Source organism: Clostridia bacterium (genome assembly GCA_035628995.1).
Lineage (GTDB): Bacteria > Bacillota > Clostridia > Lutisporales > Lutisporaceae > BRH-c25.
This window is the reverse complement of sequence record DASPIR010000008.1, coordinates 42,632-59,601: the sequence shown is the minus strand read 5'-3', so window position 1 is coordinate 59,601 and position 16,970 is coordinate 42,632. Positions and strand designations below refer to the sequence as shown.

The window sequence follows — 16,970 nt, the reverse complement described above, 5'->3', positions numbered from 1 at the left end:
CTTCTAATTATTCGTAGAAATGATGTAATATTGCTTATCGCCTTTCAGATCAACATAGAGATTCCCCATTGTGTCCAATTGGGCTAATGATATATCGCTCATATTATTAATATTCTGCTTGTTCAGCTGATGCTTCAACCAAGCCTTGGACAGCTTGAGAGACTGAAGGGCATCGACTAATAAAATTCCATCCATTATCAGGTTTGTAGGTAAACCTTTATACTGGGTAGTAATACTTAAGTCTTCAGGAGTAAGTGGCTGCTTTGGGGACTTTTTTTGTATACTGAGCTTGCCACCCGGCTCAAACAGGGCAAATTCAACATCAGAGATATTAAAAACCCCCTGAGTTCGAAGTTCGGAAATAAGCTCATCCATTGAAATGCGAATCCGACTAAGGTGTTTTTCAAGGATTTTACCATTTTCGATAACCACCGTTGCCTCCCCTTCTACGACCTTGCGCACCCATACGTTATGCACGCCTAGATACGCGAGTAAAATAGCAAGTGAAGCCCAGACCCCCATACCCACCAAGGTAGCAGTAGTATTTTCATCTACCTGTACTGAGAGCGTAGATGCAATAGAGCCGATTGTGATACCTACCGCATAATCAAAGAAAGTGAGCTGAGAAATCTGTTGTTTACCTATTAATCTTACAAGTAGTAATAATGCAAAAAAAGATAAAACGGAACGAATGATAACAACAAACAATATCGGCATCGGCAACCTCCTAATAGGCAAATTTTATAATATTGAATGCACCAATATAGTATCTCAAATAAATATTCATTTACTCTATAAATCAAGAAATAGCAAAACTATATCTGGTTACTTGAAAATATTTACAAGTAATATTTAGTATAAACGACACTCCAAAAGAGAAACTAATACCTGAAACGGAGGAATTATTTATGACGGTAGCATCTCAGGTCAAGCAAGTTCTTGCTACTTTAAAGGGCAGTCAAGGAACTATCAGGCTTTATGCAGCCCAAGCTAAAGAAGAAGAAATCAGGGCAGTATACGATGAAGCTGTGGAAACAACAACAGAAATTATTAATGACCTTGAAAAAAGATTGTCGTTATTAGAGTATCAGGAGCCGCAATACAAAGGAAACTAAATGAGGTATCAATATGGAGACATGGGTACAAGTTCTAATCAAGTCAGCTTTAATATTTGTTTTATTACTAGCTGCAGTACGATTCATGGGTAAAAGAAGCATAGTACGGATAACTCCTTTTCATATGGTGAGCTATATTGTTATAGCCGTGCTTACAGCACTTGTCTCAGCAAATGTCATTACAAACCCCGTCCTGGGGCTTATCCCTCTCGGGGTCTGGGTTATAAGCACCATTGTCCTGGAGTATCTGGCTCTAAAAAGCAAATGGATACATGACGTAATTTATGGTAAGGAAACAGTCTTGATCAAACACGGCAGGATTATGGAACAAAGCCTTCTGAAGGCAAGATTGACAGGTGATGAGCTTCTGAGGGCGCTCCGGACGAAGAATGCATTTTCTTTAGCCGATGTTGAGTTTGCCGTACTGGAAACTACCGGGGATATCAGCGTATTTATGAAGTCTGACAAAAACCCGGTTACAGTTCAAGATCTGGATATCAAAGTCTCTCCATTGACAGAGCCGCAGACGGTCGTATTGGACGGTAATATCCTTTATGAACCGCTGGCCTCTCTGGGCCACAACAAGGATTGGCTAAAGACTCAGTTTGAAACGCTGGGTGTATCCTTGGACAATGTCTTTATTGCACAGGTGGATTCGTCCGGGGAGCTATACGTGGACCTTTTTGATGATTCCATTGAGAATCCGAAACCCAAGGTAAAGGAAATGCTTTACGCCGGCCTGGAAAAAAGCCAGGCGAATCTTGAGACATTTGCTTTAGAAACACAAAATGAAAATGCAAAGGTTATGTATAATAGAAACGCGAAAAAACTGGAAGAACTGCTAAGAATACTTAAACCATATCTGCTTAAATAGAAGGTGTTATTTGTGTCAAGTAAAAAAAGAAAGAACCTTACACCTGTACAACAGCAATATCAAGACTTTGCCAAAGCAAGAGAGCCCCAAAGACCAATATTCAAAAATTGCATAAAGGCATTTTTTGCCGGCGGCATTATCTGCACGATAGGACAGGGAATACAGTGGATTTTTATGACCTTTTTCAAGTTTGACGAAATAACATCAGGAAGCCCGACAGTTGCGGTACTTATTTTTATTTCTGTTTCACTTACTTGCCTTGGGGTCTATGACCATTTGGCACAGTGGGGAGGGGCAGGAACTGCCGTGCCGGTGACCGGATTCGCCAATACTATTGCCTCAGCTGCTCTCGAGCATAAGAGCGAGGGCTTTGTCTTGGGCGTAGGGGGAAATATGTTCAAGTTAGCAGGACCGGTTATTGTATATGGTGTCTTCTCAGCCTTTGTTGTTGCATTAGTGAAAGTCATAATTAAAATGTTGGGTGGGATGTAAATGCTGCAGGGCCATCAAACCTGGGTTTTTGAGTCAAAACCGATCATAGCAGGCTCCGCCGCTATAGGTGGGCCCTTTGAGGCACAAGGAGCTTTATCAAAGGACTTTGATCTGCTGCATGATGATCTTTGGCTGGGACAGGACAGTTATGAAAAAGCAGAAAAAAAGATGTTGGAGCAAGCCTGTGAAACAGCAATAAAAAAAGCAGGCTTAAAAAAGGAAGATATCCAATTTTTCTTAAGCGGAGACTTGATCAATCAGATTATACCCAGCAGCTTTACAGCACGAACGCTGGCAGTTCCCTTTCTTGGGATATACGGTGCTTGTTCCAGCTCCATGGAAGGCTTGGCTATCGCTTCTCTGATTGTAGATACAGGATTTGCACAAAACGCACTTGTTGGTACCTCCAGTCATAATGCCGCTTCAGAAAAACAGTATAGATACCCGACAGAATATGGAGCACAAAAGCCGCCTACCGCACAGTGGACAGTTACAGGAGCCGGTGCTGCAGTTTTATCTGCCAAAGGAGACGGCCCCCATGTTGTTTCTGCGACCATTGGGCGCGTGGTGGATATGGGACTTTCCGACCCGTTCAATATGGGAGCAGCAATGGCACCGGCAGCTGTTGACACTATAGAGGCACACTTCAAAGATTTGAATGTTGATGCTTCCCATTATGATTTAATCGCAACCGGAGATCTAGGCAGAGTCGGGCATAGGATAGCCGGTGACCTTTTAAAGAAGCATGGAATGAACATACCTGAAGAGAAGCTGACGGACTGCGGAATAATGATGTATAAGGATGACCAGCCGGTTTTTGCCGGGGGAAGCGGCTGTGCTTGCGCAGCAACAACGACTTACGGGCATCTGATTAACCGCCTTAAAAGGGGAGAGCTTAGCAGAATTCTAGTTATTGCAACCGGAGCACTGCTTTCCCCCATGTCATACCAACAGAAGGAGACCATTCCGTGTGTAGCTCACGCAGTTTCCATAGAAATGTGAGAGGGAGATGTCGTGTTGGATAAGTTCATTTGGGCATTTATTATCGGTGGATTAATATGTGTTATCGGGCAGCTCCTAATGGATGGACTGAAACTGACACCAGCCCATACCATGTGCACTTTGGTAGTGGCAGGTTCCATTCTGGGAGGTTTCGGTTTATACGATAAGCTGGTAAAGTTTGCGGGTGCGGGGGCATCTGTCCCCATCAGCAGCTTCGGCAACCAGTTGGTAAAAGGTGCTTTGCAGGAGGCTGAGCGTACAGGGCTCGTAGGTGTATTGACGGGCATCTTTGAGATTACCAGTGCAGGTATCTCTTCAGCCATTATATTTGGTTTTTTAGCTGCCTTGGTTTTTAAACCAAAAGGCTAAAATATAAAGCTATATTTGAAAGGAGGTTGGAAGAATGACAGTTGGTACACAGCTACAGCAAGCTATCGCTACAGTTCAAAGCGCAGCAGCCAGCATGAAAGTCTTTTCCCTGGAAACACAGGATCAACAAGCAAAGCAGACTTTCCAGCAGTTGGCGCAGACATTAGACAGTGCAGTCGACACATTAAAAGGAAGACAGCAATATGTCGAAGATCAAGAACCACAATACAAGCAGCAATAGTTCAAAATTGAGCTGAAAGCTATTCGATTCAGCTCTCTTATTTTTTTTGGAGTAGTGCCTGCTTTGATACATTTTTATAAGTGGGGAATTTCTTTAGTAACTTTATCCTATTCCATTGTACAACGGACATACAGTCTAGATGAATCTGCGTCGTCTGCGTCTGAAAAGCCGCCTAAGGAGTAAAAGTAGAAGGATAGTCCCAAGTGCTCCCCTGAAGCCTTGATTTCCATAGCCCATATAATTACCCGCCATATCGTATACTCTATAGTCGCCTGTGTAATATCCCATAGGTCGACCATCCATTCCATAAACATATCTGCCGTCTACATATGCCATAGGGTTGGAGTACTGGTCATAAATCATAGAACCATCAGTATAACCCGCAACGCGGTTCCAACCGTCATAAATTACATCGCCATCAACATAACCCTGAAGCCTACCGTGGGAATCAAATACATGTTCCAAAATCTCACCTCCTTTTTATTATTATGCTTCTATAAATCAAAGAATTTATATTCCCCTACCATTATTATGTTGGATAAGCATTTTTGGTTAATATTGAACTGAAGATTTGTACATTTTGATAGATATATATAGTAAAAAAAGAGATAGGCATTTACAATGACTATCTCTTAAAAACTTATTATTATATTTACTATATAGAGCAACCTGCCAAATCAGGCAAATCAGTCTACAGGTATTGCTGCGAGTCAAGACGCCAATTATTGAAGGCTACTGAAAAGCAAGTACCGCAAAAGAAAACAGCATTGTAGTTATTCCAATTATAAGAACTATAATGTTGAATTTACTACGGTTAGCGTTATCAGTGTTTCTTTGGTTTGAGTCCCTGGAGAAGTTCTGAGTATAATCCGTTTCGGAAAACATTCCCCCCATAAAACCCAGTCCTCCAATGGCGAGATATGTTCCTCCGATGATTGCCAGTACATTTGAATATGACTCTATAGACATTTTCTTTGCTAGTAAGCAATATATCAGTCCAGCCAACAAATTTAATGGAAGTATAATCAAATGAGGCTTCATAAACACAACCGACCACCCCTATAATTAAAATAGTATACAGCTATATTTTATCACTGATAGCCTTAAGACGTATAGTAAATGTTATCTCGTTGTTCTCACTACTAGCAGAAATTTCACCCCCATGCATATCGACTATGCTTTTAGCTATTGCCAGTCCAAGCCCCGAGCCTTCGGTGGAGGGTCTTGATTTTTCCACCTTATAAAACCTTTCAAACAAAAGAGGCAGTTCTTTAGCAGGGATTTCATCACAGCTATTTGTTATTTCAACTATGGCATAGTCCTTGTCAGCAAGCAATCGTACGTTAATCTCACTGAAATCATATGAATACCTTATCGCATTGATAAGTATGTTTTCAAAAACTCTTGCCAATTTGTCGGGTTCGGCTTTAACCAGCACTTTATTGGCCGGAATATCCGTTTTGAATTTTAACTGCCGTTCCTCACAAAGCGGTAAGAGCTCCTCCAACAGCTGATTTAGCAGTTCATTCATGCAGATTGTCTGTTCTATGACTTTGACTTCATTGTTTAAAAGCATATACTCAAATAAATCATCTACCAATTGTTTAAGCTTGAAACTCTTGTTATGCAAAATATCTATATAGTGTTCTACCTGATTATCATCCTGATATCTTTTTTCTCTTAGTAGATTTACATAGCCCATAATTGATGTCAAGGGCGCTCTTAAGTCGTGAGAGACGTTTGTTACTAATTCATTCTTAGATTTTTCTACCCTTATCTCATTTCTTATCTTTTCTTGCAGTTCACCTGTCATAAGATTAATATTTTCACCTAAAAACCGCAGTTCATCATTCCCTAACTCACGGACCCTGAAATCCAAGTTTCCACTGGATATTTCCTGCAATCCTTCCGAAAGCTCCCTTACATACTTTATCCTGTTCCGGGTGAGAAGAAAGAATAGTATTATAAATACTCCCAACCCTTGCATTGCGCCTAAGAGCACATTACCGTTGGTACTATACAGCAGTTCGCGTTTGGGAACACCTCTGATTATAATATTTACCATACCACGACTAAAATGATCATATGGATAAAATCTATATAAATATCCCTCACCCTGATATGATGTCTTAGTAATAATCCTTTTTACTTCTTTTATGTCAATCTCATTTTCTTCAACATTCTCTGATTTAACCAGTATTATACCATTCTTGTCAGTAGCTATAATTTGAAGTCCGTAATACTTTGCCAGCTCATTTATATATGCTTGGTTGCCCGGATCATAATCATTTAAATCTGAGCAATGCCTTGTTATTTCTATAAAGATGCTGTCCGCTGCACTTATTATATTGTCGATATCCGATGAAATAGAGAATGTTATTTTTCCACTATATATAAATGTAGCCATAAATGCTGTAATGCATATAATAAGCGTAATTATAAGTTTAAGGAATATACTGCTTTTAATTCTCAATTTTATAGCCCACCCCCCATACTGTTTTCAAATATCGAGGTTCTCTTGGGTTTCTCTCTATCTTTTCTCTGATTTTTCTTATGTGTACCATTACAGTGTTATCGGATTCAAAGTATTCTTCCTTCCATACTTCTTCATATATTCTGTCGATAGCAAAGACTATCCCCTTATTTCTCGCCAGGAGCTCCAAAATTGAAAACTCTGTGGGGGTAAGTTTTATTTCCCTATCCCCCTCTCTTACTTCATGGGTTAGGACATTTATATATAACTCCTCAATTTCTATTATGCCGCCCGAATCTCTATTGCCATTATTAAGTTTAGTGTATCGTCTTAGCTGTGATTTAACTCTGGCTATCAGCTCCAACGGATTGAAGGGTTTTGTTATGTAATCATCGGCGCCTATCGTCAAGCCCAGGATTTTGTCAGTATCCTGGGCTTTTGCCGATAGAAATATTATAGGTATATCCATATCATTCCGTAGCTTGATGCAAGTCTCAATCCCATCCATTCCTGGCATCATTATATCAAGGATTATCAGGTCCGGCTCCTGCTCTTTCAATAATTCTAAAGCTTCTATACCATTAGAGGCCATAAGGGTATTGTAGTCTTCAGTCCTCAGGTATACATCAATCAGTTCCCTGATATCGGAATCATCATCGACAACTAGTATTGTGTGCCTTTTCATACAAATACCTCATATAACAATAAACACCTATTTTAAGGATATATCGGAATAAATCAAACCGTATTTTATATTTGAATTATATTATTTAGCTGTGGCAGCTTTAAAGCTTTCAAAAAGTTTTACCGGGTTGATTACCTTACCGAGGCTATGGGATTCCCCATCATGATTTATTTGTATCACATCACCGGTACTCAGTGCACTATTCCAAAAGGTTTCCGGGTCTATGTCGGGTTTTACCTGACAAGCCAACACATATAGACCCGCTATATACGGAACCGACCAGCTCCAGCCGCCGCTTCTATAGAATGCATAATCATCTTTACCCGTAGGGCTTGCTGTAGTCCTGGAGTCCATCGGAACAAGAAGAGTATCCACCGCTAATTCCCTTTTGCCATCAAAATACCCTTTTGCCCACCATGAGCCAGGCAGATAGGAATTCTTGCTCTCCGGGTCTGAAAATCCACCCCGCCCCAATCCATCAAATTTGAGTCCATATGTTTCACTCAATGAGCAAGACACCACAAAAATGTTTTCGGCTTTAGCTCTCTTTATTGCTTCATTTATTTCTTTGTATCCGGTTTTCTCCGGACTCCAACCTAACGAAATCGAAATAACCCGTATTCTTTCATTGGCAGGTAGGGTTTTATTCATCTCAATGACTCTGTCAACTGCTTTAGCCATCCATGTAAAGTCATGCTTGAAACTGCCTTGTTTCATTTCTCCCGGGGTCAGGGCAATATAATATAGATTTGCTTCGGGAGCTACTCCAACTGTTTTTCCTACAGCTATTGAAGAAACCGCAGCCCCATGCATTTCAGCAGTATTGCCTTTGTTGTTGATTGCTTCATAAGACTTTAGACGATCCTTATATTCAATATGTTCAGTAAGAAGGGTCTGGTCAATTATTGCAATGCCAACCCCCTTACCTGTAATACCTTTGCTGTGTATGCTTTTAAGTCCTAACCCCGGATTCTTCCCCAAATCCATTATTTCCTCTGGATTGAAACCTTCCGGCAGGTCTTCAGGCCACCTGGTATTAGTGTCAAAATCAGCATATAACAAATCGTCCAGGCGGTCTTTTAGATTCAAAGACCTCAAATCATAGCCCCTTAGGTCAACCTGCCATGGGTCAATTTTATCTGCATTATAGGCTGGTAATGTTTTAAGACTACCTCTTTGGAAATTCATAACACTTACTGACTTGGTAGCTTGGCTACTACATGCTGTTATGAATATTAGTGATAAAATTAGCATAATGGGCAATATTTTTTTCATCATAACTCCTCCTGTTGTGTATTTACTTTGATAATAACTGACTAACCTTAAGGAAAAGTTATGGAAAAACTTAAGTTTTTCTTAAAACTGAAGCTTCACGGGCGAGTCCTCGGGAGCAAACTCCATTCCTCTACCACAAATTCATTTGTTTCGCTAATTTTTACATGATACAATTCATCAAAACCCTCATCATAAGTCGGCAGCTGCAGTTTTGAATGAGTACGTCTCAAGGCTATCACCGGTACTTTTTCTTTATCTATTCGTGCATTATTTCTTTCTATACACTCAGCAATATCAGATTGGAAGTAATAACCTACAACCTTGACCCCTGCTTCCTTTGCAGCTTCAATATAGCCTCTTCTATCCTCTACTGTTGGATTTGTGTTATCCACTACAAATGACTGCTTAGCTTTCATACAAGCTTCAATCAGGATTCTTTCCTTATTTCGTGTTTTTAACATATCAAGGTTTACCCTTATATGAGTCATGAAAAAATGTTCTTTGAAATATGTACTTTTACCAGACGCTTGCATGCCGATGAAAATTACTATTTCCATAGCTCTCAATTCCTTAACACCGTAATAAATCCTTCGAGTATCTGGTGACTTATTTTGAAGCCTTTACCCTGATAGAATTTCAGTGCATTATCGTTCCCATTTGATACAAAAATAAACAGGTCACTTATTGACTTAAATGAATTTAACCAATCCATAGACTTTTCAAACAAAGCGCTGCCAATGCCGGAATTACGATAACCCTCTTTTATAAAAAACTGAGAAAGACAACCTACGTCATCACCTTTTACAGAATCAAAGTCAAAGAAGGCATCACATTCCAGAGTCGCAAAACCGCCAGAATAGGTCTCCTTTGCTGAAATAGTGCTGTACGCATATCCAACAACTTCATTATCGTCTTTTGCCACTACGATATAGTTAGCTTTAGCACTCTTAACAGAAGGAATCATTCTAGTTTCAAAGCACATGTCATCAAAAAACTCAGGATGAATATATGCTTTAGCCTTTTGATAAGTCATTAAATTATTGCACAAATCTTTAATGCAAATAATATTGTCTTCGGAAACAACTTCATAATGGATACTCATATTAATCTTCCTTTCTAAAAAAAATGAAAAATGTGTTTGATTGATCAAGCAGCTCTGATATCATTATATCAGTTACAATTGCTATAACAAGTATGCAGTATTTTCTGCTTAAGAAAGTAAAAACTGAGTATTGGAGTGATATTATGAATGACCAGGCTTTGTATAAAAGCGGCTTTGACAACTGTCCATTAACATTTGCTTTAAACCTTATCGGTGGAAAGTGGAGATTACCTATAATTTGGGCATTAAATAAAAATGGAACTATGAGATATAATGAATTAAAAAAGTGTATCGATGGGATTACCAACATGGTGCTGACACAATCGCTAAAGGAACTGGAATTGAATGGTATTATTAATCGTGAACAATTTATGGAAGTACCACCGCGAGTTGAATATTCGCTGACTGATAATGGAGAAGATCTTATTCCAGCTCTTAAAACACTAGCCAATTGGGGCAATAAAATGAAAAACAGTGATAATTCAAAATGAGATAAACCTTTATCTCTAGACCGTACTTGAAATTTTTTGCTGCCAGATACAAGGGTTATTAGGTTTTTGAAATTGACTCATATAATAACCTAATAACCTAATAACCTAATAACCTACGTGCCTGATACTTATTTACTCAATAGAGCCTTGACCATTTTCCGCACGCAAGTGGATAATGGCCAGCACCATTACCCATAACAGGTAACCATATATCATAATGCGCTCTATAATTCCCAGAAATGGAGTAGACTGCTGTGCCGAAATCTGGGGAACGGCTGAGCCTGCCAAAGCTCCAGACAGGATGAGTATAAGGATTGTGCCTATCGAATACAGGCGGAACCACTTTCCATGTGCAGCAGCTCCAAACCCTACGGACAATAGAATACAGAGTACTTCCAAACCCGTGAAAGGTAGATGCATGATGTTGCATATTGTCGCTTCAGCTCCACGCATTGGTGCGGGGAAGAATAACGGCGTCACAATTCCCACGATTGCGTATCCGATCAGCAGAATTCCTGTGAAGCGCAGGGCACGCTTTCTACTATCTGTTGCCCAGATACATAGACCGAATGCGATTACAAGGACATTATATATGGTAGAGAGCGAAAGGACGAATGATCTTGTCGGAGCTCCGCCAGCCAGCAGCTCGCTGAAGGCTTGAGATGTGTAGCTGTAACCCTCCCACTGCATGGCTGCGAGTATGTCAATACCGACATAAAACAGTGAAGAAAGAATACCGATGATTAACAAGACCTTTCGTACCATCTTCAGTGTTAGTGATTCTTTTATGGTTTGTATTATTGTTATTGGTTCCATTTTTCTTTTTACCTCCATCAAAATCTCTTTTTACTTTATCTTATTGGCACACTTGTAAGCTGCTGCAAGGGCACCAGGCACACCCCCGATTTGCATAGCCCAGCAGGAGCCGATATAAAGGTTTTTCACAGGTGTCTTTATATTCACACTCATGGCACTTTTATAGAACTCTTTCTTAGGGTTCCAACTCCATGCGGAGCTTGCTCCATCGATATTCCGGGTAAATCTTTCATAGGTCAGTGGAGTTGCGGCATCCTTATATTCGATATATTCCTTCAAACCGGGAATCAACCTGGATGCGCTATCTATCATTGCATCCATTGCTTTTTCCTTCAATTGTCTATATGCCTCCTTGTCTCCGCCGCCCCAATTGTTCATCCAGTGGTATGGCACCATGGTTTGAAGCATCAATGAGGATTTCCCTTCAGGAGCAAGTTTTGGGTTTATCATTGATGGCGAATAAAGTGAAGCAGATGTTTTGTTGAAAAACTCTCCATCTTGGGAATTGTAAATGTTGTAACCGGGTCTTTCGTCACAAGCAAAAACATGCGGAACCTTCATATATCCGCCAAGTTCGACCTTGGACATATTCAACCCCAGATATACTGTGAAGAAACCCTCAGAAATTGCAGCCCTACCGATATTATACTGTAGCGCCTGTGAAATAAGGTTCTTGTCATCTAATAGCTTAATGAGGGTTTTCTTATAGTCCCCTGCAGAAATAACATAATCTGCGTCATATATGGTATTCTTGCATGAGACTCCCACTGCGGTCCCGTTTTTTGTTATTATCTTATCAACATAAGAGTTAAGCTTCAAATCCCCGCCCAGTTCCCTGAAGTTTTCTGCGAGAACGTCAGCCCATGACTGCATACCGCCTTTCACAGTCCAATTGTCTTCGAATGTCCCTAATAAATTGCTTCCTACCATAATGGCCGACATATCCGGATAGCTGAATCCTTTGAACAGCCTGAACAGCTTTGAGTCTTTTTCGAAATATCTTGCTGCAAACTCTGATGACGTCATATCTCCATACTGCTTTAGCAGTCTCATCCACTTCAGACTGCTCTGGATGTTAGGAAGCATTGATTTAATCATGTCAGGTACACTACAGAATGGGGGCAGGGGTTTATCAAGGTTCCCCATCAGACCGATTATTTTGTCCAGTTCTGAAAAAACCATATCCAGTTTTTCTTTATCGGACGGATAACTAGAGTAAATCATTTTTTTATAATCATCGTAATTCTCAGGAGTTCCGTCGAAATCCTCTGAGAAGAACCGTGTTTTCAGCTTTACGAAGTCTATTTTATCTAATACTCCGATTTCCTTCATCACCTTGAATACCGATGCTGAGGCTTCCAAGGTGACAGTACCGCTCTCAAAATAATAACCCTTCCTGTAAAATCCTGCGGTATAACCGCCAGGCATGTTGTGGGCTTCAAATATGGTTACTTTATGTCCCTTCTTGGCAAGAAGGTTGCCGGCAGTGAGTCCACCGATTCCGGAACCTATAATTATTACATTTTTCATTTCAGAATTCTCCTTCAAGACATACTGTCTTTCTTACCTTTTCTGCGCCTTGATTAGTGCATTTTCCACCGATTTGAGACAAGCTTTGGAAGTAAGGGTTGCGCCGCTGATGGTGTCCACCTGCAGTGACTGTGACCCGATTACTCTATCATATAACTTATCTGTGAATTCCGGCTTTAGGTCATAATTTTGCTCTAATACTTTAATTTCAGTGACTTTGTCTGAGGACACTGTAACCTGAACTTTATTGGTTCTCCATTTTTTCATTCCACCTTCATATTCCCCAATATACATGCCGTCATTTAGATTTTTAAAGTCTATAGCAGCGATAGGGAGGTTTTTAGCTTCTTTATGTTCCTCTGCAGTATAAAGCATTCCTCCTACCATCCCCAACCCAAGCAAAACTACCGATACAGCTATTACAGTTAATATCATTTTAAATTTCCCCTTTCTTTTCATTTAATCTTCTCCTTCTATATTATTTAAGACATTCGCACTTATGCCTTCACTGGCCTATCTTTTGAAGCCTTGTATTCTTTTGCTATGAATGAACATTTTACATATTCATTCATGTAAGGGTAAAAAATAACTGCCTGCATCTATCTTTTTTGGACAATCAGCTAAACCTTTCATTATGAATTCCGTTATATAATACAAAATCCGTGGAAAATGTTGAATTCCGATTTCCGTTTTGCGAATGTCGATATAAGATACGGAGTTAAAAAGGGCCCTTATCATCTCATCATCTATATCATCCCTTATTTTCCCCTCAGCCCTCCACTCTCTGATTAACTCGCCTATACCGCTATTCATGAATTCATCAATGTTCTCTAAGCCGTCTTGTTCATAAAAATACTGCTCCAGTTTGCTAAAGAGCTCCCTGTTATACCATTCCTTAAGTATCAGATTCGAGTTCATAGCACTGATATTCTGTGCCATTAATTTTGTAACCAACGTTACAGGATCATCATTCAGGTCAATAGATTCCTTAATACTTTTTTTGAGTTTCTCGTTTTCTTTTGTATAAATCTCTAAGAAAAGCTTCTCTTTAGAGGCATAGTAGCTATAAAAGGTACCTACCCCTACACCGGCCATTATAGTAATATCTAAAACACTGGTGCCTTTGAATCCTTTTAAGCTGAATAACTTTCTCCCGCAATTAAAGATATCTGCTTTTACATCTCTCAATTTACTAACCTCCGATATGCTTTCGTCCTTGGCATAACCATCTTGTGCATTACAAGGTATCTACTTTTTTTGTGCCTTGCTCAGTGCGTTTTCCACTGACTTGAGATATGCTTTAGAGGAGAGAGTAGCACCGCTGACGGTATCCACCTGTAGTGATTGAGCTTCAATTACTCTATCATAAAGCATAACCGGATCTATTTTAACGCAGCCGGTGCCTGAAGTACTTAATAGTTTAATATCCTTTACCTTACCTGAAGTTACTATAACCTGAACTTTATTGACTCTCCATTTGTACATTCCGCCCTCATACTCCCCAATATAAGTGCCGTCATTTAGCTTACTGAAATCCAGATCATTAAGCGGAAGATTTTTGGCTTCATTATACTCTTTGGATAAATATGACCCGCCTATTGTTCCTCCAACACCCAAAACAGCAATAATTGTAAGTGCTATAATCCATCCTAACATTTTACCTTTCCCCCTTCTTTTCGTTTTTTTCTCACTCTTGCTTATAATTCTAATCACTCCATTCTAATTATCTAATATATTCACACTTATACCTTCAGCGGCCTGAAAGTGATCTTCTAGACCTCGCGTAACGTAAACCAGTAAGTTCATATCAATAAGAATTGCTTCAGTTCCGGGGAAGGATTTGAGAAGCTCAAGCCCTTTTTTCATCCCGGCTATAAACAATATGGTGGATAACGCATCAGCAGCCATAGAGTTATCTGCAACTATTGTCACGCTTACCAACCCTGATTCTGCCGGATATCCGGTAGATGGATCCAAGATATGATGATACCTTTTACCGTTACTGTCAATGAAGTATCGCTGATAATCCCCGGAGGTAACCACTGCCTTGTCAGCCACAGAAACAAGGCCGATTAAGCTGCTTTCCTGCCTGGGATGCTGGATACCCACACGCCATGGGGAACCATCAGGTTTTGTTCCTAAAGCCACCACATTTCCTCCGATATTAGTATAAGCTGATGAAACGCCGTATTTCTTAAACACCTCCAAAAACTTATCACCGGCAAGCCCTTTTCCAATACCCCCAAGGTCAATGGACTGACCTGGCTTTTGAAGTTCGGCAGTCTTTTTGTATGGATCCAATAACAAGTCGGTATAGTCCACCAAAGGAAGCACCTGCCTTATGCTTGAATCCTCCGGAGGCTTGCATGTCTCCTTGCTGTTGTTCCATAATGATACTAAAGGCCCAATGGTGACATCGAAGACGCCATGGCAGCATCTTGAAAATTCAACAGCACGTGACAGCACCTCATATGTGTCACCGCTCAACCTTTCGCATTTAATACCTGCAGACATGTTGACCCTGCTTATCTCACTGACCGGTATAAAACGGCTCAGCAGCTCTTCCAGTCGTACAGCTTCATCGCGGACTGCCCTAAGAGCTTCCTCGGCATGCTTACCAAAAGCTCTGTGAGTCATCACTGTGCTCATCCCAAAGTTTTTTGACTCGGCAACTACCGTACTGTTCACTTGCATCCCTCCTTTCAATAACTTTTCTTAAACGCGAATGAATAAATTATAAATTCATTCACATTAAGGTAAAAATAACTGCCCAAATTGATTTTTTATAACGAGTAGGGGCGTCCTGTTCCACATTGATTTGTCACGCCCCGTAAACGAGTTTCATAAAAGGCTTCCTTAGTCGTTGAAAGCATTAATAGAAGCCTTTTTTATTTTGGGCAATCAGTTAAACCTTTCATTATGAATTCTGTTATATAAAACAAAATCTGTGGAAAATGCTGAATCCCGATTTCTGTTTTATGAATATCGATATAAAGTATAGCGTTAAAAATAGCTATTATCATCTCATCATCTATATCGACCCTTATTTTCCCTTCAGCCTTCCACTTCCTGATTAACTCTGCTTCACCGCTACGCATGGTCTCATCAAAGCTCTCCATGCGGCCCTGTTCATAAAAGGACTGCTCAAGCTTACTAAAGAGCTCCTTGTTATACCATTCCTTCAGTATCAGATTTGAATTCATATCACTGGCGTTCTTTGCGACCATCTTTGTAATCATTGCTACGGGATCATCATTCAAGTTCATAGATTCGAACAAATGCTTTTTATGATCCTCATTTTCTTTGAAATAAACCTCTAAGAAAAGCTTCTCTTTCGAGGAATAGTAGTTATAAAAGGTACCTACACCAATCTCAGCCAGCTTAGCTATATCAGAAATGTTAGTGTCTTTGAAGCCTTTGGAGTAGAACAATTCTCTTGCGGCATTAAATATCTCTGCTTTCTTATCTATCAAGTAACCTGCCTCCATTATCCTGAATGAATATATTTTGTGTTCATTCACATTGTATCATTACTATATTATACTGTCAATATTAATTGCTAAAATTTTATATTCATGGTGGCAGACACCAAACTTATCATTTATTTTCGTCTTGGCAAAATGTAATCCAACCCCATTTGACTTGTATTTAAGCCTATTTAGTGGCAGGATTAGTCTGTCAGGTAAGGAGAAGTCCATCTAAATCCAAAATCTCAATCCTCTTTTGCGTCTTCTGCTTTATATAACCTGCATCTTCAAGCTCGAATAATTTACGGCTGATAGTTTCAGGAGTTGTACCAAGATATGAGGCAAGGTCTTTTTTGCTCATTGGCAGCACAAATTCCTTTGAATGGCTTTCGGCATCTATACACTCAGCTAAAAAAAGTGCAATCCTTGTCTCTACTTTTTCGGTTGCAAAACGTGTTGCCTGCTTTTCTGACTGTTCAAGCCTGCTTGAAAATTCAACCAACACCTTTATAGAAATTGAGGGGTATTTCAAAAGAAGCCCTTGCAGATCGGAACGTTTCACTGTGCAGATACTGGTTTCTTCCATTGCATCCGCATAAGCTTCATGTATTGTTTCTCTAAACAAAGCCAGCTCGCCTGTAAAATCTCCCGGATGTAGGACACGCAGCAGCTGCTCTTTTCCTGATTCAGACAGCCTGTAAATTTTTACCCTTCCCTCACTCACGATGTAAAGCGAGTCTGACTGGTCACCTGCGCGATAAATATTTTCTCCTTTTCTGTATGAAACAGAATGTGTCACTTCCATGATTTCTTCCATTTGCTCTTTTTCTAAATGATTAAAAATCGGCACCAGGGAAACACAGGCTTCATGTGCTTCTGCACCATGATTATGGTGATGGTGGTGATGGTCCTCATGCCCTTTAATTTCTATTTCTTTCATAATAAAAGCTCCTTTTCTTAACTTACGTTTCGAAGTGGATCTATTACATTAAACTTACCACATTTCAAAGTTTTCTGTCTCATTTTTTTATATCATAC

General features: G+C 39.9%; 23 protein-coding genes. 7 read left to right on the top strand and 16 right to left on the bottom strand.

Features of this window, described 5'->3' with window-relative positions; all coding sequences use genetic code 11:
• Positions 1-3 precede the first annotated feature (3 nt).
• Positions 4-717: a DUF421 domain-containing protein gene (locus VEB00_01900; protein ID HYF81769.1), complete on the bottom strand. Its 714-nt coding sequence runs from the start codon at positions 715-717 to the stop codon at positions 4-6.
• Between the two features lie 191 nt (positions 718-908).
• Between VEB00_01900 and VEB00_01895 the strand changes: the two genes are divergently transcribed.
• From VEB00_01895 to VEB00_01870, 6 genes are read left to right on the top strand one after another with little or no spacing between them, the layout of a single operon-like run.
• Positions 909-1,115 carry a DUF1657 domain-containing protein gene (locus VEB00_01895; GenBank protein ID HYF81768.1) on the top strand — a complete coding sequence of 69 codons (207 nt, stop codon included), beginning with the start codon at positions 909-911 and terminating at the stop codon, positions 1,113-1,115.
• 13 nt (positions 1,116-1,128) lie between these two features.
• A complete protein-coding gene (locus VEB00_01890) occupies positions 1,129-1,989 on the top strand; it encodes a DUF421 domain-containing protein (protein ID HYF81767.1) in 861 nt (286 codons plus the stop codon).
• A 12-nt stretch (positions 1,990-2,001) separates the two neighbouring features.
• Positions 2,002-2,481 carry a stage V sporulation protein AC gene (gene spoVAC / locus VEB00_01885; GenBank protein ID HYF81766.1) on the top strand — a complete coding sequence of 160 codons (480 nt, stop codon included), beginning with the start codon at positions 2,002-2,004 and terminating at the stop codon, positions 2,479-2,481.
• Positions 2,482-3,483 carry a stage V sporulation protein AD gene (gene spoVAD, locus VEB00_01880; GenBank protein ID HYF81765.1) on the top strand — a complete coding sequence of 334 codons (1,002 nt, stop codon included), beginning with the start codon at positions 2,482-2,484 and terminating at the stop codon, positions 3,481-3,483.
• Between the two features lie 15 nt (positions 3,484-3,498).
• Complete coding sequence (gene spoVAE / locus VEB00_01875) at positions 3,499-3,852, top strand: stage V sporulation protein AE (protein HYF81764.1); 354 nt, start codon at positions 3,499-3,501, stop codon at positions 3,850-3,852.
• A 34-nt stretch (positions 3,853-3,886) separates the two neighbouring features.
• Positions 3,887-4,093 (top strand): DUF1657 domain-containing protein, encoded by a 207-nt coding sequence (locus VEB00_01870; GenBank protein ID HYF81763.1) that lies wholly within the window; start codon positions 3,887-3,889, stop codon positions 4,091-4,093.
• Between the two features lie 135 nt (positions 4,094-4,228).
• Here VEB00_01870 and VEB00_01865 read toward each other — a convergent pair whose 3' ends face one another.
• The 7 genes from VEB00_01865 to VEB00_01835 all read right to left on the bottom strand — a co-directional run bounded on the left by VEB00_01865 (position 4,229) and on the right by VEB00_01835 (position 9,628).
• On the bottom strand, positions 4,229-4,558 hold the full coding sequence (locus VEB00_01865) for a hypothetical protein (GenBank protein HYF81762.1): 330 nt from the start codon (positions 4,556-4,558) through the stop codon (positions 4,229-4,231).
• Positions 4,559-4,825: 267 nt separating this feature from the next.
• Positions 4,826-5,140 carry a hypothetical protein gene (locus VEB00_01860; protein ID HYF81761.1) on the bottom strand — a complete coding sequence of 105 codons (315 nt, stop codon included), beginning with the start codon at positions 5,138-5,140 and terminating at the stop codon, positions 4,826-4,828.
• A 34-nt stretch (positions 5,141-5,174) separates the two neighbouring features.
• Positions 5,175-6,566, bottom strand: a complete 1,392-nt coding sequence (locus VEB00_01855) for a HAMP domain-containing sensor histidine kinase (protein HYF81760.1) — start codon at positions 6,564-6,566, stop codon at positions 5,175-5,177.
• Entirely contained in the window at positions 6,556-7,251 is a 696-nt protein-coding gene (locus VEB00_01850; GenBank protein HYF81759.1) for a response regulator transcription factor, read from the bottom strand. The genes VEB00_01855 and VEB00_01850 overlap by 11 nt, the downstream gene beginning before the upstream one ends.
• An 81-nt stretch (positions 7,252-7,332) precedes the next feature.
• Complete coding sequence (locus VEB00_01845; GenBank protein HYF81758.1) at positions 7,333-8,526, bottom strand: S8 family serine peptidase; 1,194 nt, start codon at positions 8,524-8,526, stop codon at positions 7,333-7,335.
• Positions 8,527-8,621: 95 nt separating this feature from the next.
• Positions 8,622-9,083 (bottom strand): ATP-binding protein, encoded by a 462-nt coding sequence (locus tag VEB00_01840; protein HYF81757.1) that lies wholly within the window; start codon positions 9,081-9,083, stop codon positions 8,622-8,624.
• Between the two features lie 5 nt (positions 9,084-9,088).
• Positions 9,089-9,628, bottom strand: coding sequence for a GNAT family N-acetyltransferase (locus VEB00_01835; GenBank protein HYF81756.1), 540 nt, complete (start codon positions 9,626-9,628; stop codon positions 9,089-9,091).
• A gap of 143 nt (positions 9,629-9,771) precedes the next feature.
• Here VEB00_01835 and VEB00_01830 point away from each other — a divergent pair, with 143 nt between their 5' ends.
• Complete coding sequence (locus tag VEB00_01830) at positions 9,772-10,119, top strand: helix-turn-helix domain-containing protein (GenBank protein HYF81755.1); 348 nt, start codon at positions 9,772-9,774, stop codon at positions 10,117-10,119.
• A 132-nt stretch (positions 10,120-10,251) separates the two neighbouring features.
• Here VEB00_01830 and VEB00_01825 read toward each other — a convergent pair whose 3' ends face one another.
• The 8 genes from VEB00_01825 to VEB00_01790 all read right to left on the bottom strand — a co-directional run bounded on the left by VEB00_01825 (position 10,252) and on the right by VEB00_01790 (position 16,872).
• On the bottom strand, positions 10,252-10,935 hold the full coding sequence (locus tag VEB00_01825; GenBank protein HYF81754.1) for a DUF998 domain-containing protein: 684 nt from the start codon (positions 10,933-10,935) through the stop codon (positions 10,252-10,254).
• A 30-nt stretch (positions 10,936-10,965) separates the two neighbouring features.
• Positions 10,966-12,465, bottom strand: coding sequence for an NAD(P)/FAD-dependent oxidoreductase (locus tag VEB00_01820; GenBank protein ID HYF81753.1), 1,500 nt, complete (start codon positions 12,463-12,465; stop codon positions 10,966-10,968).
• Positions 12,466-12,498: 33 nt separating this feature from the next.
• Positions 12,499-12,924, bottom strand: a complete 426-nt coding sequence (locus tag VEB00_01815) for an FMN-binding protein (protein ID HYF81752.1) — start codon at positions 12,922-12,924, stop codon at positions 12,499-12,501.
• 105 nt (positions 12,925-13,029) lie between these two features.
• Positions 13,030-13,653 carry a TetR/AcrR family transcriptional regulator gene (locus VEB00_01810; GenBank protein HYF81751.1) on the bottom strand — a complete coding sequence of 208 codons (624 nt, stop codon included), beginning with the start codon at positions 13,651-13,653 and terminating at the stop codon, positions 13,030-13,032.
• 60 nt (positions 13,654-13,713) lie between these two features.
• Positions 13,714-14,121 carry an FMN-binding protein gene (locus tag VEB00_01805; GenBank protein HYF81750.1) on the bottom strand — a complete coding sequence of 136 codons (408 nt, stop codon included), beginning with the start codon at positions 14,119-14,121 and terminating at the stop codon, positions 13,714-13,716.
• Positions 14,122-14,184: 63 nt separating this feature from the next.
• Positions 14,185-15,153, bottom strand: a complete 969-nt coding sequence (locus tag VEB00_01800) for an FAD:protein FMN transferase (protein HYF81749.1) — start codon at positions 15,151-15,153, stop codon at positions 14,185-14,187.
• Positions 15,154-15,353: 200 nt separating this feature from the next.
• Entirely contained in the window at positions 15,354-15,938 is a 585-nt protein-coding gene (locus VEB00_01795) for a TetR/AcrR family transcriptional regulator (protein HYF81748.1), read from the bottom strand.
• A 205-nt stretch (positions 15,939-16,143) separates the two neighbouring features.
• Positions 16,144-16,872, bottom strand: a complete 729-nt coding sequence (locus tag VEB00_01790; protein ID HYF81747.1) for a Crp/Fnr family transcriptional regulator — start codon at positions 16,870-16,872, stop codon at positions 16,144-16,146.
• Positions 16,873-16,970: the final 98 nt, after the last annotated feature.